Origin of the sequence: Pseudomonas jinjuensis (assembly GCF_900103845.1) — a bacterium.
In the GTDB taxonomy this organism is placed as follows: Bacteria; Pseudomonadota; Gammaproteobacteria; order Pseudomonadales; family Pseudomonadaceae; genus Pseudomonas; species Pseudomonas jinjuensis.
In genome coordinates this window covers 288417-311140 of sequence record NZ_FNIJ01000007.1, presented here as the reverse complement: position 1 = coordinate 311140, position 22724 = coordinate 288417, and the positions used below count along the sequence as shown (strand labels likewise).

Below are 22724 nucleotides of genomic sequence, written 5' to 3'. Positions count from 1 at the left end.
TGGTTGAGGCCTTCGCTTCAACCGAGGCGCGCATTCTACGCTAACCTCTCTTTCCGTCAAGCGTTATTTTCGAAATTTTCGTTTCTACTCAATCGCTTGCGCTTCCGTGAAGGTCGAGACCTTCGCATCAGCGGGAGGCGCATTCTACAGCGATCAGTTTCGCTGTCAAGCACCTCGATGATCGTCGCCGATCACCACTCCAGCCGTCTCGCCAAGCTTAAGTGCTTGATTTTCAAGAACTTCGTCGGCGTCGTCGACTGGAGTGGGGCGCATTATAGGGACCTGAAAATTCCCGTCAACGGCTTTCTGAAAGAATTTTCTGAAACTCCCCGGCGGCCTGAGCAGGATCAACCCCGTCCCCCAGAAAGCAAAAGCCCCGCAGCCAAATGACTGCGGGGCCTGGGAAGCACATCAGGTCGACTGCTTGCGCCGGCGCAGCTGCAGCAGATACTGCACCGGGCCGGAGCCGGCATATGCCAGGAACAGCAGCAGCAGAATACGCGGCGGGTCGGTGAAGACCACGGCGAAGGCCAGCACCACGATCAGGATCGCCACGAACGGCACGCGGCCACGCAGATCCAGATCCTTGAAGCTGTAGTACTTGATGTTGCTGACCATCAGCATGCCGGCGGCAGCGACCATCAGCGCCACCAGCAAGGAGACCTTGGCACCCTGTATCTCGAAATCGGCGAAGGCCCAGACGGTGCCGGCGACCAGCGCGGCCGCGGCCGGACTGGCCAGGCCGATGAAGAAACGCTTGTCCGCCTTGCCGACCTGGGTATTGAAGCGTGCCAGACGCAGCGCAGCACCCGCGACATAGATGAAGGCGACCATCCAGCCGACCTTGCCGAGACTGCTCAGCGCCCACTCGAATGCCACCAGGGCCGGTGCGACGCCGAAGGCGACCATGTCGGACAGGGAGTCGTACTCGGCGCCGAAGGCGCTTTGCGTATTGGTCAGGCGCGCGACGCGGCCATCCAGCCCGTCCAGGACCATTGCCACGAAGATGGCGATGGCGGCATTGGAGAACTGCCCGCTCATGGCATTGATGATCGCGTACAGGCCGGTGAAGAGTGCAGCGGTGGTAAACAGGTTCGGCAGCAGATAGATGCCCCGGTGGCGGACCTTGCGTCCTTCGGCGTCCTGCTCTTCTTCGATGTGCTCATCGATCGGCAGCAGGCTTTCGGTTTCGGGAGCCTTGTTCGGCTCCTCGGGTTGTTCACTCATGGATGGATTCCTTGGGAACGCATTGACTTGAAGATACCGAGGCGGAGATGGCCACGGTGCAGTGGTTTTTATACCAGATCGCCGGGCGGGAAAGAAAAAACGCGGCCGGGGCCGCGTTTCTTCGTATGTCGAACAGACCTCAGTTCTTGGTCTTGTCGACGATCTTGTTGGCAGCGATCCACGGCATCATGGCACGCAGCTTCTCGCCGATGACTTCGATGCCGTGGGCAGCGTTGTTGCGGCGGTAGGCGGTCATCGACGGGTAGTTGGTGGCGCCTTCGGAGATGAACATCTTGGCGTATTCGCCGTTCTGGATGCGCTTCAGGGCATTGCGCATGGCAGCACGGGATTCTGCGTTGATCACTTCCGGACCGGTCACGTACTCGCCGTATTCGGCATTGTTGGAGATCGAGTAGTTCATGTTGGCGATGCCGCCTTCGAACATGAGGTCAACGATCAGCTTCAGTTCGTGCAGGCACTCGAAGTAGGCCATTTCCGGAGCGTAACCGGCTTCGACCAGGGTTTCGAAGCCGGCCTTGACCAGCTCTACGCAACCGCCGCAGAGAACGGCCTGCTCGCCGAACAGGTCGGTTTCGGTCTCGTCCTTGAAGGTGGTTTCGATGATGCCGGTACGGCCGCCGCCGACGCCGCAGGCGTAGGACAGGGCGACGTTCTTGGCATTGCCGGAAGCGTCCTGGTAGATGGCGATCAGGTCAGGGATGCCGCCGCCCTTGACGAACTCGGAGCGCACGGTGTGACCCGGAGCCTTCGGCGCGATCATGATCACGTCGAGGTCGGCACGCGGAACGACCTGGTTGTAATGGATGGAGAAGCCGTGGGCGAAGGCCAGGGTGGCGCCCTTCTTCAGGTTCGGCTCGATCTCGTCCTTGTACAGGCGGCCCTGGAACTCGTCCGGGGTCAGGATCATGACCAGGTCGGCGGCAGCGACGGCTTCGGCTACTTCAGCGACTTTCAGGCCGTGGTTCTGAGCCTTGGCAACGGAGGAAGAACCCGCACGCAGGCCGACGGTGACGTCGACGCCGGAGTCCTTCAGGTTGCAGGCATGGGCATGGCCCTGGGAACCGTAACCAATGATGGCAACTTTCTTGCCCTGGATGATGGAGAGGTCACAGTCTTTATCGTAGAAAACGCGCATGGGTAATCCCCTGTTCAATGTGGCCTCGTGGGCCGTCTTTCAGATTCAGATGCTCAGTGTCTTGTCGCCACGGGCGATGCCGGTGACGCCACTGCGGACGACTTCGAGGATCGACGCAGTGCCGATGGCCTGGATGAAGCTGTCCAGCTTATCGCTGGTGCCCGCCAGTTGCACGGTGTAGACGCTGCTGGTGACGTCGACGATCTGGCCGCGGAAGATGTCGGTGGTGCGCTTGACCTCGGCGCGCTGGGCGCCGGTGGCCTTGATCTTCACCAGCATCAGCTCCCGCTCGATGTGGGCGCTTTCCGACAGGTTGACCAGCTTCACCACCTCGATGAGCTTGTTGAGGTTCTTGGTGATCTGCTCGATGACCTCGTCCTGCCCGACGGTGGTCAGGGTCAGGCGCGACAGGGTCGGGTCCTCGGTCGGAGCGACGGTCAGAGTCTCGATGTTGTAGTTGCGCTGGGAGAACAGGCCGACCACGCGGGACAGTGCGCCTGGCTCGTTTTCCAGCAGCAGGGAAATGATGTGTCGCATGATCAGGTACGCTCCGTCTTGCTCAGCCACATGTCGCGCATCGTGCCGCCCCGGATCTGCATCGGGTAGACGTGCTCGCTGGTATCGACCTGGATGTCGAGGAAGACCAGGCGATTCTTCATCGCGAAGGCTTCTTCCATCTTCGGCTTCAGGTCCTTCAGCTCGGTGATGCGCATGCCGACGTGGCCATAGGCCTCGGCCAGCTTGACGAAGTCCGGCAGGGATTCCATGTAGGAGTGCGAGTAGCGGCTGTTGTACTGCATGTCCTGCCATTGGCGGACCATGCCCAGCGCACCGTTGTTCAGGTTGATGATCTTCACCGGCAGGTCGTACTGCAGACAGGTGGACAGTTCCTGGATGTTCATCTGGATGCTGCCCTCGCCGGTCACGCAGGCGACATCGGCTTCGGGGAAGTTCAGCTTCACGCCCATGGCGGCCGGGAAGCCGAAGCCCATGGTGCCCAGGCCGCCGGAGTTGATCCAGCGATTGGGCTTGTTGAAGCGGTAGTACTGCGCCGCGAACATCTGGTGCTGGCCCACGTCGGACGCAACGAAGGCGTCGCCATGGGTGACTTCGCAGAGGGTCTCGATCACGGTCTGCGGCTTGATGATGCTGCCGTCGCCCATGCTGTAGGGGAACAGGCCGCGGTTGCCGCGCCACTCCTCGATCTGCTTCCACCAGGCAGCCTGGGCTTCCTTGTTCGGGGTCTCGCCGATTTCCTTGAGGATCGCGACCATTTCGGTCAGGACGCTGTCCACCGGGCCGACGATCGGGATGTCGGCCTTGACGGTCTTGGAGATCGAGGCCGGGTCGATGTCGACGTGGATGATCTTGGCGTTCGGGCAGAACTTGGCCGCGGTCTCGCCGTTGATCACGCGATCGTCGAAACGCGCGCCGACAGCGAAGATCACGTCAGCGTGGTGCATCGCCAGGTTGGCGGTGTAGCTGCCGTGCATGCCGAGCATGCCGACGAACTGGCGGTCGGTGCCCGGATAGCCACCCAGGCCCATCAGGGTGTTGGTCACCGGCACGTTGAGCATGCGCGCCACTTCGGTGAGCGGCTCGGCGGCATTGCCCATGATCACGCCGCCACCGGAATAGATGATCGGGCGCTTGGCGGCCAGCAGCATCTCGGCAGCCTTGCGGATCTGGCCGGAATGACCGCGAACCGCAGGGTTGTAGGAACGCAGCTTGACCTTCTTCGGGTAGGAATACTCGAACTTCTGGGTCGGGTCGCCCATGTCCTTCGGAATGTCGACCACCACCGGGCCGGGACGGCCGGACTGGGCGATGTAGAAGGCCTTCTTGATCACCTCGGGGATTTCCGAGGGATGCTTGATGATGAAGCTGTGCTTCACGATCGGCCGGGAGATGCCGACCATGTCGGTTTCCTGGAAGGCGTCGGTGCCGACCATGTTGCTGGAAACCTGGCCGGAGATCACCACCATGGGAATCGAGTCCATGTAGGCGGTGGCGATGCCGGTGACGGCATTGGTCGCGCCCGGGCCGGAAGTCACCATCACCACGCCGGCCTTGCCGGTGGCGCGGGCGTAGCCGTCGGCCATGTGGGTGGCCGCCTGCTCATGGCGAACCAGGATGTGGGTGACCTCGTGCTCCTTGAAGAGCGCGTCATAGATGTGCAGCAGGGCACCGCCCGGGTACCCGTAGATGTACTTAACGCCTTCGTCACGCAACGAGCGGACGACCATTTCAGCGCCGGATAAAAGCTCCACGTTTTCACCTCTAGAACGCTAAACGGCCACCCAGGGGCGGGTGACCGAAACTTGGATGGCTGCCCGGCAGACAGTGGGCGATTGTGATCGCCGGTTACGTCGACTGCCGATAGAGCAGAACTTGGAGGCGTCCCTAACTGTTCCGGAACGCATCCACCCAGCGCGAGGTAACGCGAAGCAGGGTGAAACTGAGCGGCGCGGGTAGCGCCCCTTGTCTGCCGAGTAAAACCAGCTTGCGGCCGGCCCACTGCAGCGAACTTGGGATTCTTCGCATTCATCTGCGTCAAGTCAAGCCATATCTGGCGCCATTCCGGCCTGCGCTGTGAACTTTCTCCACATGGCCCCCCTGGCGTTTTGGTTATAGTACGGGCAAGACTCCGCATCCCAAGGACAGAAACAGCATGCGACGGTTCGTTCTCATGAGCAGTCTGCTGCTCGTCGTGGCTTCTCCGGCAATGGCAGCACAGGTCTACAAATGGGTGGACGAGAAAGGCGTCACCCATTTCAGCGCCCAGCCGCCGGAAGGCACCAACGCCGCCGCCATCAACACCAATACCGCCCCGCCGAAAGCCACCTTCCCGCTGCCGCCCGCACCCGCTCCCCAGCCGCCGAGAGACGACAAGCAGAAGGCGGTGGACGAGAAGGTCAGACGCGACGTCGCCCGGCAGGAAGCCGAACGCAGCAAGTATTGCGCGGGCTTGCGGAACAACCTGGCGCAGTTGAAGAACAATCCGCGTGTGCGAATCGAGGAAAACGGCGAGATGCGCCGGATTCCGGAGGAGGAGCGGCAGGCCCGGATCGTCCAGGCCGAGCGGGACATCCGGGAGAACTGCGACTGAGCGTTGTAGTTTTTCAGCTGGAAAAATCGCTGATCAGATGATCGAAGGCGCCCAGCGCCTCCAGCAGTGGCAGCATCCGTGCGCCCTGGTCGGCATAGGCCATCTCGGCCATGGCGCGAATGCCCGAGACATGTGGAAGGTCCGCTTCCGACTCGATGATCAGCTTCATACGCGGCAGGAAGATCCACTGCAGCCACTCTTCCAGCGCCAGCGTATCCACGCAGAACGGTTCCGGGCTGGCCAGCGCGGCATCGCTCGGCGGTTCCGCCGCCCACATGCCGAGGGCACGGAGTTCCCGCTCGATCAGCAGGAGCTGATCGGCGAGTTCAGGCAGTCGTCTATCCATCAGAGTGTGACCTTGGCGTTCTGTCGCGCCTGCGCCGCACCGGCAGGATCGCCCTGGCGCTCGCGGGACTGCGCTATCAGTTCCCACAGGCTGGCCTGCAGGGTCGGCCGGCCGCTAGCATAGGACAGACCGCGACGGGCGAGTTGTTCGGCCTGGGCGGCATCGCCCTGGGCAAGGCGCACCTGGGCCAGCTTGTAGAGCACCTGCGGCTCGCGCGGAGCGATGCGCTGGGCGCGCTCCAGGCTGGCGGCGGCGCCATTCAGGTCACCGCCGCCCTGCTGTTGCTGGGCGGTGGTCAGCAGCGCCAGCACCGGCCCGTCGAGCTGTTCATCGGCGGCCAGGGTGCCGCTGCCGCTGTTGCCCGTCGGGATGCCCGAAGGCTGCGACGCCGGCGGCTGATAGGTGGTGCCGGCAGAAGGCGGCGGCGACATGCCCTCGGCAGCGCCGTACTGCGGGCCGGGCGTGATCGGCGCGGAGGTGGACAGCTGCGGCGCGCCGGTCTGCGCCGGGAAGGTCTGGATCGGAGCGGCGCCGGCGTCCTGCGGCACCATCACCATCACGCCCGAATCACCCTGGGGAATGCCCTGCCCCGCTGCCGGAGCCGGCTGGCCACGGCCGTTCGAGCCGACCTGTTCCTGATTGGATACCGGCGCCCCCGCGTCCTGCACGGGAATCGCCCCACGCTGGGGAGTCGCACAACCGGACAGCAATGCCGATGCGGCCAACGCCGCGAACCACGCCTTTCTCACTTCGAATCCTCTCGCCTCAGTTCAGCCAGCCCCGAACCCAGTCCATCACTTCGCCGGCCGGCGCCTGGATGCCGCAGCCGGGACCCGGCGCCGGCTCGCTGCCCCGAATATAGGGCATCTGCACAGCCCCCGGGCAGTTGGGGTCGATACCCTGGCCGGAATGGGAATCGACCCAGGCCATGACCACATTATCCGGCATTGGCGTGTCGAGTGGCAGCGGATCGGCCTTGCGCATGAAGCTGGTCCAGACCTGCAGGGCGCCGGTGGCGCCGGTGAGCGGGGTCTTGCCGTTGTCGTCGCGGCCGATCCACACCACCGCCAGCAGGTCGCGACCGAAGCCGGTGAACCAGCTGTCGCGGGAGTCGTTGGTGGTGCCGGTCTTGCCGGCCAGGGTCAGCGACGACGGCAACTGGCTGTACACCGAACGCGCGGTACCCTCGCGCATCACCCGCTGCATGGCGTTCTGCACCAGATAGATGGCGCCCGGGTCGAAACGCTGCTGCACCTGGAAAGGATAGCGCTTGAGCGGCTGGCCATCGGCGGTCAGCACGCTGCGGATGCTGCGCAGCGGCGTGTTGAAGCCGCCGCTGGCGATGGTCTGGTACATGGTCGCCACCTGCATCGGGCTCAGCGCGCCGGCGCCCAGCAGCATCGACGGATAGGCCGGCCAGTTCGGCGATACGCCCAGGCGCTCCAGGGTCTTGATCACGTTGGGCACGCCGAGGCTCAGGCCGAGCTTGGCGGTGGACAGGTTCAGCGAGTTGGCCAATCCCTGATAAAGGAAGATCGTCCCACGCGCGCGGTGATCGTAGTTCTGCGGCCGCCAGACCTGGCCGTCCCTGCCCTTCACCGAGAACGGCTCGTCCTCGATCCAGCTGGTCAGGGTGTACTCGCTGGGACGCTCCAGCGCGGTCAGGTAGACCGCCGGCTTGACCAGCGAACCGATCGGCCGCACCGCGTCGATCGCGCGGTTGAAGCCGGCGAAGCGCGGATCGCGGCTGCCGATCAGGGCGAGGATTTCACCGGTTTCCGGGTTGGTCACGACCATCGCGGTTTCGGTCTGGTCGACGCCCTTGCGGCCGTCCAGGCGCTTGAAGGTCTCCTTGACCGAGTTTTCCGCCTTCTCCTGCAGGATCGGGTCGAAGCTGGTGAAGATGCGCAGGCCTTCCTCGGTCAGGTCCTCGTCGCGGTAGTCCTCGCGCAGCTGGCGCTTGACCAGGTCGACGAAGGCCGGATAGGAGCTGTCGGCCATGCTGCCTTTTTTGGTGACGCCCAGCGGACGCTTCTTCGCCGCCTCGGCCTCGGCCGCGGTGACCACGCCCTGCTCGGCCAGCACGTCGAGCACCAGGTTGCGCCGCTGCAGGGCGCGCTCCGGATGGCGGCGCGGGTTGTAGTAGGACGGTCCCTTGACCATGCCGACCAGCAGCGCCACCTGGTCCACCTTCAGCTCGGCCAGCGGCTGGCTGAAGAAGTACTGGCTGGCCAGGCCGAAGCCATGCACCGCACGCTGCCCGTCCTGGCCGAGGAATACCTCGTTGAGGTAGGACTCGAGGATGTCGCGCTTGTCGTAGTGCAGCTCCAGCAGCACCGCCATCATCGCCTCGTTGAGCTTGCGCGCGAGACTGCGTTCGTTGCTGAGGAAGAAGTTCTTCACCAACTGCTGGGTCAGGGTGCTGCCGCCCTGGCGCAGCTCGCCGGCGGTGGTGTTGACCCACACCGCGCGGGCGATGGACTTCAGCGAGACGCCGTGGTGGTTCCAGAACTCGCGGTCTTCCACCGCCACCAGGGTATCGATCAGGTACGGCGGCACCTGATCCAGCTTGATCAGGATGCGGTCCTCGTGGTGCGCCGGGTACAGGCCGCCGATCAGCAGCGGCTCCATGCGCGCCACGGCCAGCTCGCCGCCATCCGCGCGACTGAGCCCGGCGACGTAGTCGCCGGAGAAGCGCACGCGGATGCGCTGCGCCGGCTCGGCGCCTTCGTAGAACTGGAAGCCGCGGGTGTTCAGCTCCACCGCGTTGCCGGACACCGAGGCGGCGCCCGGGCCGTTGGCGGCGCTTTCGCGGCGGTAGCCGAGGGCATCCAGCTCGCGCAGGAAGTCTTGCTTGTTCAGCTTCAGGCCGACGAACAGCTCCAGCGGTCGGGCATAGACCTTGGCAGGGATGGTCCAGCGCCTGCCGGAGAACTTCTCCTGGACGACGGCATCGAGATAGACGGCAAAACCCGCGAGAACCACGAGGCCGACCAGACCGAGCTTTGCAGCCCAGCCCAGCCACTTGCGCAGTTGGGGCGAGGATTTTTTACCGCGATTACGGGAACGGGGGGATCGGGAACGCGTCATGGCGGCGCATTATACGTACTTTATCCACAGGGGACAGACATCGCCGCAAGGCGGTATCCGGGCTCTTCGACGCCCGGCACCGCAGGGAGCGGCCGGGCCCGTCGGAGCTTCGACCAGCCGCCCGTCGATTGGTTGCCGACGCGCGGCAAAGTTTGCACAGCCCGCCCCAGCCGCCATAATGCGACGCTTTCCAATACAGATGACCAAGGACCCGCCGTGAGCCAGACGCTGATTGCCGCCCTGCAGAACCCGGCCCTCTTTCCGCACCCGGTGGAGAGTTTCCGACTGATCGAAACCCACATCTCCTGGGTCCTGCTCACCGGCCGCTATGCCTACAAGATCAAGAAGCCGGTGAACTTCGGCTTCCTCGACTTCACCAGCCTGGAAGCGCGCAAGCATTTCTGCGAGGAAGAGCTGCGCCTCAACCAGCGCCTCACCGAAGGCCTGTACCTGGAAGTCCTGCCGATCACCGGCAGTGAAGAAGCCCCCGTGCTGGGCGGCGACGGCCCGGCCATCGAATACCTGCTGAAGTGCCGCGAGTTCTCCCAGACCGGCCTGCTCAGCGACGTCCAGGCCCGCGGCGAGCTGAGCTCGGCGCATATCGACGCCCTGGCCCAGCAGATCGCCGATTTCCACCAGCGCACGCCGCAGGTCCCCCAGGAAAACCCGCTGGGCACCCCGGAAGCCTGCATGGCGCCGGTGCGGCAGAACTTCGAGCAGATCCGTCCGCTGCTCACCGAGAAGGCCGACCTGCAGCAGCTGGACGCCCTGGAAGCCTGGGCGGAAACCTCCTTCGAGCGCCTGCTTCCGGTATTCCAGGCGCGCAAGGCGAACGGCTTCATCCGCGAATGCCACGGCGACATCCACCTGGGCAATGCCGCGATCATCGACGAGCGCGTGGTGCTGTTCGACTGCATCGAATTCAACGAACCGTTCCGCTTCACCGACGTCACCGCCGACTTCGCCTTCCTCGCCATGGACCTCGAAGACCGCGGCCTGAAATGCCACTCGCGGCGCTTCGTCAGCCAGTACCTGGAATACACCGGCGATTACCAGGCGCTGGAACTGCTGAACTTCTACAAGGCCTACCGCGCCCTGGTCCGCGCCAAGATCGCGCTGTTCAGCCTGGCGCACCTGAGCGACGCGGTGCAGAAGGCCGCGACCCTGCGCCAGTACCGCAACTACGCCAACCTGGCGGAAAGCTACAGCGCCATCCCCTCGCCCTTCCTGGCGATCACCCACGGCGTCTCGGCGGTGGGCAAGAGCCAGGTGGCACTGCGCCTGGTCGAAGCGCTGGGCGCCATCCGCCTGCGTTCCGACGTCGAACGCAAGCGCCTGTTCGGCGAGCAGAAGGCGGACAGCCAGGACCAACTGGGCGCCGGCATCTATTCCCCCGGCGCCAGCGAAGCGACCTACCAGCACCTGCACCAGCTGGCCGGCGGCATTCTCCGCGCCGGCTACCCGGTAGTGCTCGACGCCACCTATCTCAAGCAGGCGCAACGCGCCGCGGCCTGGGAGGTCGCCGAGGAAACCGGCGTGCCCTTCCTGATCCTCGACTGCGAAGCGCCGGAAAGCGTGCTCGCCGGCTGGCTCGCCCAGCGCCAGGCGGAAGGCAGCGACCCGTCCGACGCCACGCTGGACGTCATCCACTCCCAGCAGGCCAGCCGCGAGCCGCTGAGCGCCGAGGAACAGGCGCACAGCAGGCGCGTCGACACTCCCGACGCCGCCAGCCTGGACGGACTGGTGGAAAGCATCCGTCAGCGCCTGCCCAACCTCTGACCCCCTCTCCCGCAGCGGACGGCGGCGCCATGCGTGGCACGCCGTCCAGCGACATCAGAACGCCACACTTTCCGGACTGGCCGCTACACTTCCAGCAAGCGCCCAGCCGTCGGTAGCAGTTCACGGCCGGTGTGCCTTCACACTGCCAATCGTGCCCATCGCAAGGATCGAGATGAACGACGAACTGCTGCTGCTGAAGAACCTCGGCAAAACCTCGGCCCAATGGCTGCATGCCGTTGGCATCCACACCGCTTCCGACCTGCGCCGCCTGGGCGCCGTCGGTGCCTACCGCGCGGTCAGGGCGCGCGGGTTCCGGGCTTCCAAGGTGCTGCTGTACGCCATCGAAGGGGCGTTGCTGGACGTGCACTGGAACGACCTGCCTGCAGCCCACAAGGCCGCCCTTCTCGGAGAATTGGAGACATTTCCGACGAGGAACAAGAGCTAGCTCACAGCAGGTGTAGGAAAACATTTACCGCCGAGTCCGACACGCCTATCGTTCCAAGGGCATTCGTACGCCCTCGACAGCCAGTTCAAGGAATAACGGCTATGTACCTACTCGGTGAACAACCGGCTTATGCCGACCAGTTGATCAATCACCTGCAGCGCATCCCGAGCCAATTCCTGGCCGGCCTGGCGCCCTGCGCCGAGCCCATCCGCCTCGAGCGCACCGAAGACCTGGGCGCAGAACTGCCCAACAACCAGCTTTTCCTGATCGAGAACGGCCTGCTGCATGCACTGGTCGATGAACGGCCGCTGTTCTATCTGCAGGAGGGCGACCTCGTCGGCCTGCGGCAGGGCGTCGACCTGCCGCCCTGCCGCTACAGCAGCGACGAACCGCTGTGCCTGATTCCCTACTCGCGCAGCGAAGTGTTCCGTCACCTGCACGCCAGCGAACAGCGCCAGGAGCAGTTCCTGCACTACCTGCTGGGCCACACCGTGCTGCTCTCCGAAGCGCTCGCCCACCTCAAGCAGCCGGACATCCACCCTTCCACCGGCTTCCAGCATTTCGCCACCGGCGACCAGCTGATCCAGCAGGGCGACGATGCCCAGCACGTGTTCATCATCATCGAGGGGCACGCCGATGCCTACGTCGACGGGCAGAAGGTCGGCGACGTGCAGAAGGACGAGATCTTCGGCGCCATGGCCGTCTTCACCGGCGAGAAACGCAGCGCCACGGTGATCGCCAGCGAGCCCTGCACGGTGATGCTGATTCCCAAGGACCAGTTCCTCAACCTGATGCAGAGCAATCCGCGCATCGCCCACAGCCTGGTGGAAAGCATGGCCCGCCGCATCGACCTGCTGAACAAGGAAGTGACGCGGCTGCGCCAGCACACCAACCTCGCCTGAATCCCCCGCTACGGACGCGCCGGCGCTGTCGAAGCGCCCCGCGGAAGAAAAGTTGCGCACAGCGCTTGACTCGATAATGAGAATTGTTATTATTAACTCAGCTGGTCGCGAGACTGGTCGGTAAGCTGAGAGACCCAACGCAGTCGGACCTTTCAGATTATCTCCTCATCAGGCTAATCACGGTTTCGACCCGGCTCTTGCCGGGTCTTTTTTTGCCTGCGGGAAAGTGACCTGCCGGAGCGGCGTGGTATTCCGCTGCGGGGACGGTCGCGGGCATGGCCCGCTCCTACACAGGATTCGCGAGCGAGCTCGCTCCTACAGGCACGTTCCCGCTGCGAGCTTGCTCGCGAACAAAATGCGCTGAGATACCAAGACAGTTGCTCCTACAGGTTCTGCACGACCACCCTGCGTAGGGTGCATAACGCGCCAGCGTTATCCGCCATCCCAGCGGCGTGGTCTTGTCGGCGGATGAAACGTTCCGCTTCATCCGCCCTACACCAACGATTGGCCATGGCGCTACAACGTCGCCCACCCCTATCGTGCCCACGCTCCTGCGTGGGAATGCAGCTCTCGACGCTCCCGCGTCGATGGGATGCGGAGCGTCCCCGGAGGGGTTACCACGCGGGAGCATGGGAACCATGAAAAACGCACCATTCGCGTCCGGGCGGACGCAGGAGCGTCCCGGGGATGAACCCCGCCCCGATGGAATTTACAAATCTCAACGAATTGAAAAATATTGTTGACGTGAAAATGAGAATTGTTATTATTACCTCACCTGGCCGCGAGGCCAGCCGATAAGCTGAGAGATTCAAACGCAGTCGGATTTCTTCAGATTATCTCCTCATCAGGCTAATCACGGTTTTCGACCCGGCTCTTGCCGGGTCTTTTTTTGCCTGCGGGAAAGCGGCCTGCCGGAGCGGGCATGGTCCCTACACGGTTCCTTATCATTCCCACGCTCCCGCGTGGGAATGCAGCTTTCGAGGGACGCAGAGCGTCCCCGGATGGGTTCCCGCACGGGAGTGTGGGAACGGTCGGGAATGCGCGTGATGTTCTGGTGCGGAGATAGGTCGCGGGCATGGCCCGCTCCTACGCCGAGCCGCGCCATTTGCTTCCAGGCGGACGCAGGAGCGTCCGGGAGCGATGAGGCCCTTACGGCTTCTTCCTGATCTTCGCGCAGTGATCCTGCGGCGGCAGGGCCGGGGTGTACCAGACGTAGTCGGCCTGGGCCTGGCTGACCGGCTTGCCGACCTCGGCCAGCATCAGCACCCGGGCGCCCTCCTCCGCGCCGAGGTCCTGCAGGTGCAGCGGCACGCTCAGGTCGCGGCGCACGTGGAAGCCGCCGGCGAACAGCAAAGCCGGCTGCGGGGCGCGCTTGAGCTGTTCGGCCATGCGCCGGTCGCGCTGCTGCTGCACCGCCAGCATCGCCGGGATCTGCTTCTTCGGCAGCAGGCCGCAATGGGATTCGCGGATATCCTCCTGCAACGCCTTGCGCACCTCGGCAGTGGTCGAGACCTTGCCCGGCAGCTTCCTGGGGGACCTGTAGATGCGCGTGATCTCCGAGCGGTCCAGGTTGGCCGACAGCAGCGGCGCCGGCTGTTCCACCAGCCAGCCGACCAGCGGCCCGTACAGCGACCAGTCCCAGCCCTTCTGCCAGGCCAGCGCCTTCTGCAGGTCGGCCGGCGGCTCCCCCGCGGCGGTTCCCGCCTGGGCGCGCAGCACGCGCTGCTGCTGGTCCGGGTTGATCATCTCCATCAGGATGCTGCCCTGCGGACGGCGCTCGGCGAGGCCCTGCGCCAGCCACAACTCCAGGGCATGGTGGTCGGGATTGTCGTGCTGCTCGCCGACCAGCACGCGCGGTGCGCCGGCCAGGCGGTCGAGCAGTTGCGCCGGGGTCAGTTCGGCGCCGCTGCGCAGGTCGCGGATCACGCCGAGATCGGCGCTGTCGCGGCCTTCAGGGCTCTGCCACTCCGGCAGCGGCGGCGCCTTGGAAGGGGAAATGCTCTGGCAGGCAGCGAGGAATAGCACGGAAGCGAGTGCAAGGAGACGCATGGGGATTCCTTTCAGCGGGCGACGATCAGCGGATGACCGCGCTCGGGATGACGTTGGACGAGAACGTCCAGACCGAAAACTTCACGCAGAGGTTCCGGACGCAGGACCTCGTCCGGACGACCGAGCAGGTGCGGACGACCGTCGCGCAGCAGCAACAGCCGGTCGCAGTAGCGTGCCGCCAGGTTGAGATCGTGCAGGATCACCAGCACCGCCGCCCCGCGGCCGGCGAATTCGCGCACGGCATGCAGGATGGTGTGCTGGTGCAGCGGGTCGAGCATCGAGGTCGGCTCGTCCAGCAGCAGCACCTGCTCGGCGCTGCCCGGCCAGAGCTGCGCCAGCACCCGCGCCAGGTGCACGCGCTGGCGTTCGCCGCCGGACAGCGACAGGTAGCTGCGCCCGGCCAGATGGCTGGCATCCGCCGCACGCAGGGCCTCGGCGATGATTTCCTGGTCGCGCTGGCGGCCGCTGTCGTGGGGCAGGCGGCCGAAGCCGACCACCGATTCCACGGCGAAGCCGAAGTTCAGCGTCGAGGACTGCGGCAGCACCGCCAGGCGCTGTGCACGGGCGGTGCCCTTCCACGCCGACAGTTCCTGGCCGGCCAGGGTCACCCGCCCTTCGGCGGTTCCCAGTTCGCCGTTCAGCGCGCCCAGCAGGGTGCTCTTGCCGGCGCCGTTCGGCCCCAGCACGCCGAGCACCTCGCCCGGTTGCAGTTCCAGGGATACGCCCTGCAGCACGGTGGTGCGGCCGCGCCGCACCAGCAGATTCTCGGCGCGCAGCATCAGGAACGTCCCCGCATCAGCAGATAAAGGAAGAACGGCGCGCCGATCATCGCGGTGACGATGCCGATCGGCAGCTCCGCCGGCGCCAGCGCCAGGCGCGCCAGCAGGTCGGCGAACAGCAGCAGGATAGCCCCGCCGAACATCGAGGCCGGCACCAGGATGCGGTGGTCAGGGCCGACGATCAGGCGCAGCAGGTGCGGCACCACCAGGCCGATGAAGCCGATCATGCCGGCCGCCGCCACCGCCGCGCCGACGCCCAGCGCGGTGCACAGCACCAGCTCCAGCTTCAGGCGCTCGACGTCGAAGCCGAGATGACGCGCCTCGGACTCGCCGAGCAGCAGCGCGTTCAGCGCATCCACCCGGCGCGGCAGCCAGCAGGCTACCAGCAGCGTGATCAGCAGCAGCGGCCACAGCCGCGGGTAGCTGGCGCCGTTGAGGCTGCCGAGGTTCCAGAAGGTCAGGGTGCGCAGCGTCGCGTCGTCGGCCAGGTAGGTGAACAGGCCGATCAGCGCGCCGGCCAGCGCGGTCATGGCGATGCCGGCGAGAAGCATGGTCGCCACGCTGGTCTGGCCGTTGTGCCGGCCCAGCCGGTAGACCAGCCAGGTCACCAGCAGGCCGCCGGCGAAGGCGCTGACCGACAGCAGATACGGCGAGAACGCCTCCGGCAGGCCGCCGATGGCGGCGCCGAAGACGATGGCGATCGCCGCACCCAGCGCAGCGCCGCTGGATACGCCGACCAGCCCGGGGTCGGCCAGCGGGTTGCGGAACAGGCCCTGCATGGCCACGCCGGAAAGCGCCAGCACGCCGCCCACCGCCATCCCCATCAGGGTGCGCGGCAGGCGGATCTGGCCGACGATCAGTTCGGCCTGGCTGCTATCGATGGACAGCGGCGCGCCGACGAGGCGCAGCAGTGCGGTCAGGGTGTCGCCCAGCGGCAGGCTGACCGGTCCCATGGCCAGCGACAGCCAGAGGACCAGTAGAAGCAGCGAAACCAGGGCGATCAGTAGGGGACGAGCGGGAACAACCTGGGTCAAGGACGGCCTTCCGATATCAGGGGTTGCGCGGAAGGATAAAAGGCATGGGACAGCCTCGCCAGCGCATCCGGCACCCGCGGGCCGAGACCGCCCACCAGCAGGGTCGGATCCAGGCTGATCAGGCGGCCGTCACGCACCGCGCGGGTCGCCGCCAGCCCGGGGTTCTGCCTGACCAGCGCGGCCTTCGCCGCCTCGTCCTCCAGGCTGCGGTCGGCCAGCACCACGACTTCCGGGTCCAGCGCGGTCAGCGCCTCGGTCGACAGGTTCTTGTAGCCCTTGTGCGCAACCAGGTTGCGCCCGCCGGCCCGCTGCAGGATCCAGTCGGCCGAAGTGTCCTGGCCGGCCACCAGCAGGTTGCCGCCGGCATGCCCGACCAGCAGGATCACCCCCGGCCCCTGCCTGCCCTGCTGCGCCTTGCTCACCCAGGCGGCCTGGCCATCCAGCTGGCGCTGGAAGTTCGCGGCCACCCTGGCGGCCTGCTCGGGCTGGCCGAGCAGTTCGCCGATGCGCTTGAGGTTGCCCTGCAGGGTCTGCAGGTCGGCATGCGCGGGCAGCGTCTCGATGCGCACGCCCGCCGCGCGCAACTGCTGCAGCACCGGCGGCGGCCCCATTTCCTCGGTGCCGAGCAGCACGTCCGGACGCAGGGCGAGGATGCCTTCGGCCGCCAACTGGCGCTGGTAGCCGATCTTCGGCAGCGACTTGAGGCTGGCCGGGTGCAGGCTGGTGGTATCGACACCCACCAGCTTCGCTTCGCCACCGAGGGCGACCACCCATTCGCTCAGCGAACCGCCAGCGCTGACCCAGCGCTGCGGCAGGCTCTCCGCCAGGGCACTGCCGCCGACGCAGAGGGCGGCGAACAGTCCGAACAGCAGGCGTTTCCCGCGCATCGCCGTCTCCTTACTGCGCCGCGAAGGATTCGGCCAGGGCGCGCCAGTCGTCGCGCTCCGGGATGCCCGGCTTGCGGGCGCCGAATACCTGCATGATCAGCTCGCCGTCCTCGTCGAAGGCTTCCCAACTGGTGATCACGCCGTCGCTGCTCGGCTTGCGCACGCGCCACAGCTCGCGCACCGCTGGGGTTTTCAGGTGCAGGTTGAATTCCGGATCGAGCACGTTGAACCAGTCGTTCATCCACTTCAGGTTGCTGACGGTGCCGGTGTGGATCTGGATGCAATGCTGGTTGCCGACGAAGACCATGATCGGCAGCTGCTTCTCGCCGGCGGCCTCGAACAGGCGCGGCAGCTCGGCGGCGTCCAGCGGCTCGGCCCACTCGCGGCCGGCCAGGCGCAGCGCCTGAGTACGCTCGACCTCATGCTTCTTCAACAGCGCGAAGAAGTGGTGGGTGTCCTTCAGCGCGGCCCAGCCTTCCTTCAGGCTGGCGGCGTCGATCTGCTCGTCCGGGCGCGCGGCCTTCTTCGGCTCGGCGGGACGCAGGTCGAGATCGGCGGACTGTTCTTCGGCACGGAAGCGCTCGACCAGCGGCGCCCAGGCTTCTTCCTGGCTGCGGTTGGTGAGGAACACCTTGTGCACGGCGGTGCCCTGGGCGTCGAAGATCTGGATGCTGCGCTGGGTGCCGCGCTCGCCTTCCTCGGCGATGGCGAACACGCTGCTCCAGCCGGCGAGGAACAGGCGCAGGTCGATGTCCGGGGACACCACCAGGCCGATCTGCCCGCCCGCGGAGACGGTCACGTCGCGGTACGGGCCCTTGCGCTCGTGCACGCAGTGCTCGTTGCGGGTCAGCGCCATGATCGGGCCCAGCTCGCCGAGGGCCGGCAGCAGCGCGCTCCATTCCGGGCGCAGGCGCACGGCGTCCACCCCGAGACGGCTGGCGACCAGTTCGGCCTCGCTCACCTCCAGGCGCAGCGCGGCGTCGCGGGCGCGCAGGTGCGGCTGCTCGGCGCGCAGGGCCTGCCAGGCACCATAAAGCTCGGAAGCGTGCGGTTGGGTCGGGGTATTCATCACGGATCTTTCCTCGTTTCGTTCTCTGGGGTCCCTGTGGCCGCAATGGCGGCATGGACGCACTTTGCCATATCCGATGCATAAAATCTATTTGATAATTATTTGCATTTGTATTCGCAAACAATTACCGTCTCCTCCGATTCCTAAAGACCGGCCATTTGCCACTTCCTAGAAAACACAAGGTGCCTTCATGTCGATCACTCCGCCTTTCGCCCGCCGCCACTGGCTGGGCCTGCTGTTGCTGAGTCCCTCTCTGGTCCTGGCGAACGACGCGGTTTCCCTGGGGGAAACCACGATCACCGCCACCCGCACCGAGCAGCCGATCGACGCCGTCCCCAGCACCGTGACCGTGCAGACGGAACAGGACATCGACCGCACCAATGCGAACAACATCAAGGATCTGGTGCGCTACGAGCCGGGCGTGTCGGTCAGCGGCACGGGGAGCCGCTTCGGCCTGTCCGGCTTCAACATCCGCGGCATCGACGGCAACCGCGTACTGACCCAGATCGACGGCGTCGGCGTGCCCGCGGCCTTCGCCTTCGGCCCGTTCCTCGACGCGCGCCGCAACTACATCGACCTCGACACCGTGAAGCGCGTCGAGATCCTCCGCGGCCCGGCCAGCTCGCTGTACGGCAGCGACGCCATCGGCGGCGCGGTGAGCTTCATCACCAAGGACCCGGCCGACTACCTGGGAGACGGCGACGACGTCTACGCCCGCTTCAAGACCGGCTTCGACGGCTCCGACGAAGCCTGGCTGGGCAGCGCGACCTTCGCCGGCCGCAGCGGCCCGGTCGACGGCCTGCTCACCGTCAGCCGCCGCAGCGGCAACGAAACCGAATCCTTCGGCGGTCGCGGCGGCGTCGGCTCGGCCCGCGAAGACGCCAACCCGGTGGACTTCGACACCGACAACCTGCTGGCCAAGGTCGGCTGGGACTACAAGGAAGGCGACCGCGTACAGCTGACCTACGAGCGCTACGCCGACGACGCCGACACCGACGTGCTCAGCGACATCACCAGCGCCATCCACAGTTCGCTGGCCACCGACAGCACCGACCGCGAGCGCATCAGCCTGAACCACCGCTTCCAGGTCAGCAGCCCGCTGGCCGACCAGGTGCAATGGCAGCTGAGCCATCAGGATAGCCAGATCCGCCAGGAAACCTTCCAGGAACGCCTCAGCGCCGGCCGCCTGCGCGACCGCACCCGCGACTCGAAGTACCAGGAAGAGCTGTGGGCGCTGAACTCGCAGATGGACAAGCGCTTCCAGCTGAGCGACACCAGCCATCACCTGATCTACGGCTTCGACGCCAAGCGCACCGAGAACAGCGACCTGCGCAAGGGCGGCGAAACCTTCCGCGATACCGGCCTGCCCGTCCCGCCGGGGCCCGGCGCGGAAACCATGCCGCTCAGCGATTTCCCGGACCCGGTCACCAACGAATACGCCGCGTTCATCCAGGACAGCATCGAGATCGGCGACTGGACCCTGCTGCCGGGCCTGCGCTACGACTACTACGAACTGAAACCGCACGTCACCCAGCGCTACCTGAACAGCAACCCGGTGGACGCCGATCCGTCCAACTTCAGCGACCATGCCGTTTCGCCGAAATTCGGCGTGACCTACCGCTTCAACGACAACTACAGCGCCTACGGCCAGTACGCCGCCGGTTTCCGCGCGCCGGAAGCGATCGACATCTTCGGCGAGTTCATCAACGTCGACTTCGGCTACCAGACCATCGCCAACACCAGCCTGAAGCCGGAAACCAGCGACAGCTACGAGATCGGCCTGCGCGGCAAGTTCGACATGGGCAGCTTCGGCGTCGCCGGCTTCTACAACCGCTACGACGACTTCATCGAGCAGGTCGTCCTGCCCAACGACCCGACCGGCAACGGCCTCATGACCTTCCAGTCCGTCAACCTGGACAAGGTCACCATCCGCGGCGCCGAGGCGCGTGGCGATCTGCAACTGGACAAGGCGATCGGCATGCCCGCCGGCACCTACCTGCGCGGCGCGGTTTCCTATGCCCGTGGCAAGAACGAGGAAAACGGCGAACCGCTCAACAGCGTCGACCCGCTGCGCGGCGTGTTCGGCCTCGGCTACGACGCCCCGAGCGGCCGTTTCGGCAGCGAGCTGGCCTGGACCCTGGTGCAGGGCAAGGAGCGCATCGACGACAGCGAAGTGGCCAACCAGTACAAGCCGGGCGGCTACGGCCTGCTCGACCTCAACAGCTACGTGCGCCTTGGCGAGGGCGTGACCCTCAACGTCGGCCTGTTCAACCTGACCGACAAGAAGTACTGGCAGTGGGGCGACGTGCGCGGCTTCACCGAAACCAGCCCGCAACTCGGCCGCCTGACGCAGCCGGGCCGCTACGCCGCCGCCAATATCGTCTGGGAAATCTGACGAGCAACCTCTTCGCACATGGACGTGCCCCTCTTGGCCTCTGTGTCGGGAAGGCGATAATGCCGCTCCCGACCGGAGACCTCCCGATGATCCTGCTGTGCCGCCCGGATGAACTGGCCGAAGGCCAGAGCCGCGGCTTCCGTATCGACAAACTGGCCGTGCTCGCGGTACGCAAGCGCGGACAGGTCCATGTCTACCGCAACCGCTGCCCGCATCGCGAAATCCCGCTGGAATGGGAAGACGACCGCTTCCTCGACGACAGCGGCAACCTGCTGCGCTGCGCCCATCACGGCGCGCTGTTCCTCATCGAATCCGGCGAATGCATCCAGGGGCCGTGCTTCGGCGAAGTGCTCGAAGCGCTGGAGTGCCGGGAGGATGAGCGGGGGATCTGGGTGGAACGGGCGTAACCATCGCGGCGGATAACGCTGCGTTATGCGCCCTACCCGGACATCCCATCGAACCGTAGGAGCAACTGTCTTGGTATCTCGCGAATCCCGTGTAGGAGCGGGCCATGCCCGCGACCGCACACCTACATCTTATAGATGCACGTCCAGCCGCCGCTGCAACCGCACTTCGAACGGGCTCAGCTCGACCCCATAGGCCAGCACCTCCACCCCCGCCGTATGCGCCTCGCGCAGGGCCGCGGCGTAGAGCGGGTCGATTTCCTCCGCCGGGCGCACCGCGTCGATGCCGGTGAGATTCACGCAATACAGCAACACCGCCCGCGCACCCTGCCGGGCCAGCGCGGCCAGTTCGCGCAGGTGCTTGGCGCCGCGGGTGGTCACGGCGTCGGGGAAGGCCGCCAGTGCCGTGCCGTCGAAGCCCAGGGTGACGCTCTTCACCTCGACGAACAGCGGCTCGCCGGCGAAATCCAGGCGGAAGTCCGCGCGGCTGTTCTCCACGCCGTAGGCCACCTCGCGGCGCAGCGCGGTGAAGCCGGCCAGCTCCCCGATCACTCCGCCGAGCAACGCTTCCTCGACGATGCGGTTGGCGCGCCCGGTGTTCACGCAGGCCAGCCGCCCCTGCGGCGTCTCGCTGATTTCCCAGGTGCCCGGCAGCTTGCGCCTGGGATCGTCGGAGCGGCTGAACCACACCCGGCAGCCCTCGCTCATGCAGTTGAGCATCGAGCCGGTGTTCGGGCAGTGGATGGTCAGGCGCTCGCCACCGGCGGTCTCGATGTCGGCGAGGAAGCGCTTGTAGCGACGCAGCAGGCGCCCCTCCTGCAATTCCGGCTGGAACCGCATCAGGGCTGCCAGCTCTTCAGGCCGCGGGCGATGCGGTCGACCGCCTGCTGCAGGCGATCCAGGTCCTGGGTGTAGGCGAAACGCACGTGGTGCGAGGCCAGGTGGCGGCCGAAATCCAGCCCCGGGGTGAAGGCGACGTGTTCGGTCTCGATGAAGTGCCGGCAGAACATGAAGGCATCGCCGCCGAATGCGCTGATATCGGCATATAGATAGAAGGCCCCCTCGGGCTCCACGGCGATGCGGAAGCCGAGGTCGCGCAGGGCCGGCAGGAGGAAGTCGCGGCGGCGGGCGAATTCGCCGCGGCGCTGCTCGAGGATTTCCAGGGTGGCCGGCTCGAAGCAGGCCAGCGCCGCGTGCTGGGCCATGCTCGGCGCGCTGATGTAGAGGTTCTGCGCCAGCTTCTCGAGGTCCGCCACCGCTTCCGGCGGCGCCACCAGCCAGCCCAGGCGCCAGCCGGTCATGCCGAAATATTTGGAGAAACTGTTGAGGACGAAGGCGCTGTCGTCCACTTCCAGCACGCTGGGCGCGTCCACGCCGTAGGTCAGGCCGTGGTAGATCTCGTCCAGCACCAGATGGCCGCCGCGCGCCTTCACGCTGGCCGACAGCGCGGCCAGCTCGTCGCGATGCAGCAGAGTGCCAGTAGGATTCGCCGGCGACGCCGCCAGAACGCCTACACTGTCATGATTCCAGTGCCGCTCGACCAGCTCGGGAGTCAGCTGGTAGCGACTCTCCGGCCCGACCGGCACCAGTTGCGCGGCGCCTTCCACCAGGCGCAGGAAATGCCGGTTGCACGGGTAGCCGGGATCGGCAAGCAACCAGTGCCTGCCCGGATCGACCAGCAGGCTGCTGGCCAGCAGCAGCGCGCCGGAGCCGCCGGGAGTGACGAGGATGCGCTCCGGGTCGATGCTCAGGCCGTAGCGCGCGGCGTAGAAGCCGGCGATCGCCTGGCGCAGTTGCGGGATGCCGCGGGCGGCGGTATAGCGGGTGTGCCCGGCGGCGAGGGCGGCCTGGCCGGCGGCGACGATGGGCGCGGCGGTGGTGAAATCCGGCTCGCCGATCTCCAGGTGGATGACGTCATGGCCCGCGGCCTGCAGCTCGTTGGCGCGCGCCAGCAACGCCATGACATGGAACGGCTCGATGGCGCGACTGCGCGCACTGTAGGAAGTGGCCATAATTCATTCCGAACTTGTGGACAAAGAGGCGATTCTAACCA

The 22724-nt window shown here is 65.9% G+C and carries 21 protein-coding genes; 7 read left to right on the top strand and 14 right to left on the bottom strand.

Annotation, left to right across the window (positions count from 1 at the left end; genetic code table 11):
• Positions 1-390 (top strand): hypothetical protein (locus BLR75_RS26865; protein WP_217633608.1); only part of this gene is annotated, 390 nt, incomplete at its 5' end.
• Positions 391-411: 21 nt separating this feature from the next.
• Here the strand turns inward: BLR75_RS26865 and pssA are convergent.
• The 4 genes from pssA to BLR75_RS12660 all read right to left on the bottom strand — a co-directional run bounded on the left by pssA (position 412) and on the right by BLR75_RS12660 (position 4653).
• Positions 412-1227 (bottom strand): CDP-diacylglycerol--serine O-phosphatidyltransferase, encoded by an 816-nt coding sequence (gene pssA / locus BLR75_RS12675; RefSeq protein ID WP_084312720.1) that lies wholly within the window; start codon positions 1225-1227, stop codon positions 412-414.
• Between the two features lie 139 nt (positions 1228-1366).
• On the bottom strand, positions 1367-2383 hold the full coding sequence (gene ilvC, locus BLR75_RS12670; protein WP_084312718.1) for a ketol-acid reductoisomerase: 1017 nt from the start codon (positions 2381-2383) through the stop codon (positions 1367-1369).
• A 45-nt stretch (positions 2384-2428) separates the two neighbouring features.
• Positions 2429-2920, bottom strand: a complete 492-nt coding sequence (gene ilvN, locus BLR75_RS12665) for an acetolactate synthase small subunit (RefSeq protein ID WP_084312716.1) — start codon at positions 2918-2920, stop codon at positions 2429-2431.
• A 2-nt stretch (positions 2921-2922) separates the two neighbouring features.
• Positions 2923-4653, bottom strand: a complete 1731-nt coding sequence (locus tag BLR75_RS12660) for an acetolactate synthase 3 large subunit (protein ID WP_084312714.1) — start codon at positions 4651-4653, stop codon at positions 2923-2925.
• Between the two features lie 401 nt (positions 4654-5054).
• Here BLR75_RS12660 and BLR75_RS12655 point away from each other — a divergent pair, with 401 nt between their 5' ends.
• Complete coding sequence (locus BLR75_RS12655; protein WP_084312712.1) at positions 5055-5492, top strand: DUF4124 domain-containing protein; 438 nt, start codon at positions 5055-5057, stop codon at positions 5490-5492.
• 13 nt (positions 5493-5505) lie between these two features.
• Here the strand turns inward: BLR75_RS12655 and BLR75_RS12650 are convergent, their stop codons facing one another.
• From BLR75_RS12650 to mrcB, 3 genes are read right to left on the bottom strand one after another with little or no spacing between them, the layout of a single operon-like run.
• A complete protein-coding gene (locus tag BLR75_RS12650) occupies positions 5506-5838 on the bottom strand; it encodes a YqcC family protein (protein ID WP_084312710.1) in 333 nt (110 codons plus the stop codon).
• Positions 5838-6587, bottom strand: a complete 750-nt coding sequence (locus BLR75_RS12645) for a tetratricopeptide repeat protein (protein ID WP_084312708.1) — start codon at positions 6585-6587, stop codon at positions 5838-5840. The genes BLR75_RS12650 and BLR75_RS12645 overlap by 1 nt, the downstream gene beginning before the upstream one ends.
• A 16-nt stretch (positions 6588-6603) precedes the next feature.
• Positions 6604-8928: a penicillin-binding protein 1B gene (gene mrcB, locus BLR75_RS12640; RefSeq protein ID WP_084312706.1), complete on the bottom strand. Its 2325-nt coding sequence runs from the start codon at positions 8926-8928 to the stop codon at positions 6604-6606.
• 216 nt (positions 8929-9144) lie between these two features.
• Between mrcB and BLR75_RS12635 the strand changes: the two genes are divergently transcribed.
• The 3 genes from BLR75_RS12635 to BLR75_RS12625 all read left to right on the top strand — a co-directional run bounded on the left by BLR75_RS12635 (position 9145) and on the right by BLR75_RS12625 (position 12054).
• Entirely contained in the window at positions 9145-10707 is a 1563-nt protein-coding gene (locus BLR75_RS12635; RefSeq protein ID WP_084312704.1) for a bifunctional aminoglycoside phosphotransferase/ATP-binding protein, read from the top strand.
• Between the two features lie 172 nt (positions 10708-10879).
• Positions 10880-11152, top strand: coding sequence for a TfoX/Sxy family protein (locus tag BLR75_RS12630; RefSeq protein WP_084312702.1), 273 nt, complete (start codon positions 10880-10882; stop codon positions 11150-11152).
• Between the two features lie 101 nt (positions 11153-11253).
• On the top strand, positions 11254-12054 hold the full coding sequence (locus BLR75_RS12625; protein ID WP_084312700.1) for a Crp/Fnr family transcriptional regulator: 801 nt from the start codon (positions 11254-11256) through the stop codon (positions 12052-12054).
• A gap of 1149 nt (positions 12055-13203) precedes the next feature.
• Here BLR75_RS12625 and BLR75_RS12620 read toward each other — a convergent pair.
• Genes BLR75_RS12620 through BLR75_RS12600 form a run of 5 tightly spaced genes read right to left on the bottom strand, consistent with a single transcriptional unit; the run spans position 13204 to position 17872 of the window.
• On the bottom strand, positions 13204-14103 hold the full coding sequence (locus tag BLR75_RS12620) for a ChaN family lipoprotein (protein WP_084312698.1): 900 nt from the start codon (positions 14101-14103) through the stop codon (positions 13204-13206).
• 11 nt (positions 14104-14114) lie between these two features.
• Positions 14115-14882, bottom strand: a complete 768-nt coding sequence (locus tag BLR75_RS12615) for a heme ABC transporter ATP-binding protein (RefSeq protein ID WP_084312696.1) — start codon at positions 14880-14882, stop codon at positions 14115-14117.
• Positions 14882-15868: a FecCD family ABC transporter permease gene (locus BLR75_RS12610; RefSeq protein WP_255312801.1), complete on the bottom strand. Its 987-nt coding sequence runs from the start codon at positions 15866-15868 to the stop codon at positions 14882-14884. Before BLR75_RS12610 ends, BLR75_RS12615 begins: the two co-directional genes overlap by 1 nt.
• A 44-nt stretch (positions 15869-15912) precedes the next feature.
• The gene (locus BLR75_RS12605; protein WP_084312692.1) at positions 15913-16803 is read right to left on the bottom strand and encodes a heme/hemin ABC transporter substrate-binding protein; all 891 of its coding nucleotides are present in this window, start codon (positions 16801-16803) and stop codon (positions 15913-15915) included.
• A 10-nt stretch (positions 16804-16813) separates the two neighbouring features.
• Positions 16814-17872, bottom strand: a complete 1059-nt coding sequence (locus BLR75_RS12600; RefSeq protein WP_084312690.1) for a hemin-degrading factor — start codon at positions 17870-17872, stop codon at positions 16814-16816.
• A gap of 190 nt (positions 17873-18062) precedes the next feature.
• On the opposite strand from BLR75_RS12600, the gene BLR75_RS12595 reads away from it, so the two are divergent.
• Together BLR75_RS12595 and BLR75_RS12590 are read left to right on the top strand one after the other, a co-directional pair.
• Positions 18063-20267, top strand: a complete 2205-nt coding sequence (locus tag BLR75_RS12595; protein WP_084312688.1) for a TonB-dependent hemoglobin/transferrin/lactoferrin family receptor — start codon at positions 18063-18065, stop codon at positions 20265-20267.
• Positions 20268-20353: 86 nt separating this feature from the next.
• Positions 20354-20674, top strand: coding sequence for a Rieske (2Fe-2S) protein (locus BLR75_RS12590; RefSeq protein ID WP_084312686.1), 321 nt, complete (start codon positions 20354-20356; stop codon positions 20672-20674).
• A gap of 129 nt (positions 20675-20803) precedes the next feature.
• Here the strand turns inward: BLR75_RS12590 and sfsA are convergent, their stop codons facing one another.
• Positions 20804-21511 (bottom strand): DNA/RNA nuclease SfsA, encoded by a 708-nt coding sequence (gene sfsA / locus BLR75_RS12585; RefSeq protein ID WP_084312684.1) that lies wholly within the window; start codon positions 21509-21511, stop codon positions 20804-20806.
• Entirely contained in the window at positions 21511-22683 is a 1173-nt protein-coding gene (locus BLR75_RS12580) for a pyridoxal phosphate-dependent aminotransferase (RefSeq protein WP_084312682.1), read from the bottom strand. Before BLR75_RS12580 ends, sfsA begins: the two co-directional genes overlap by 1 nt.
• Positions 22684-22724 lie beyond the last annotated feature (41 nt).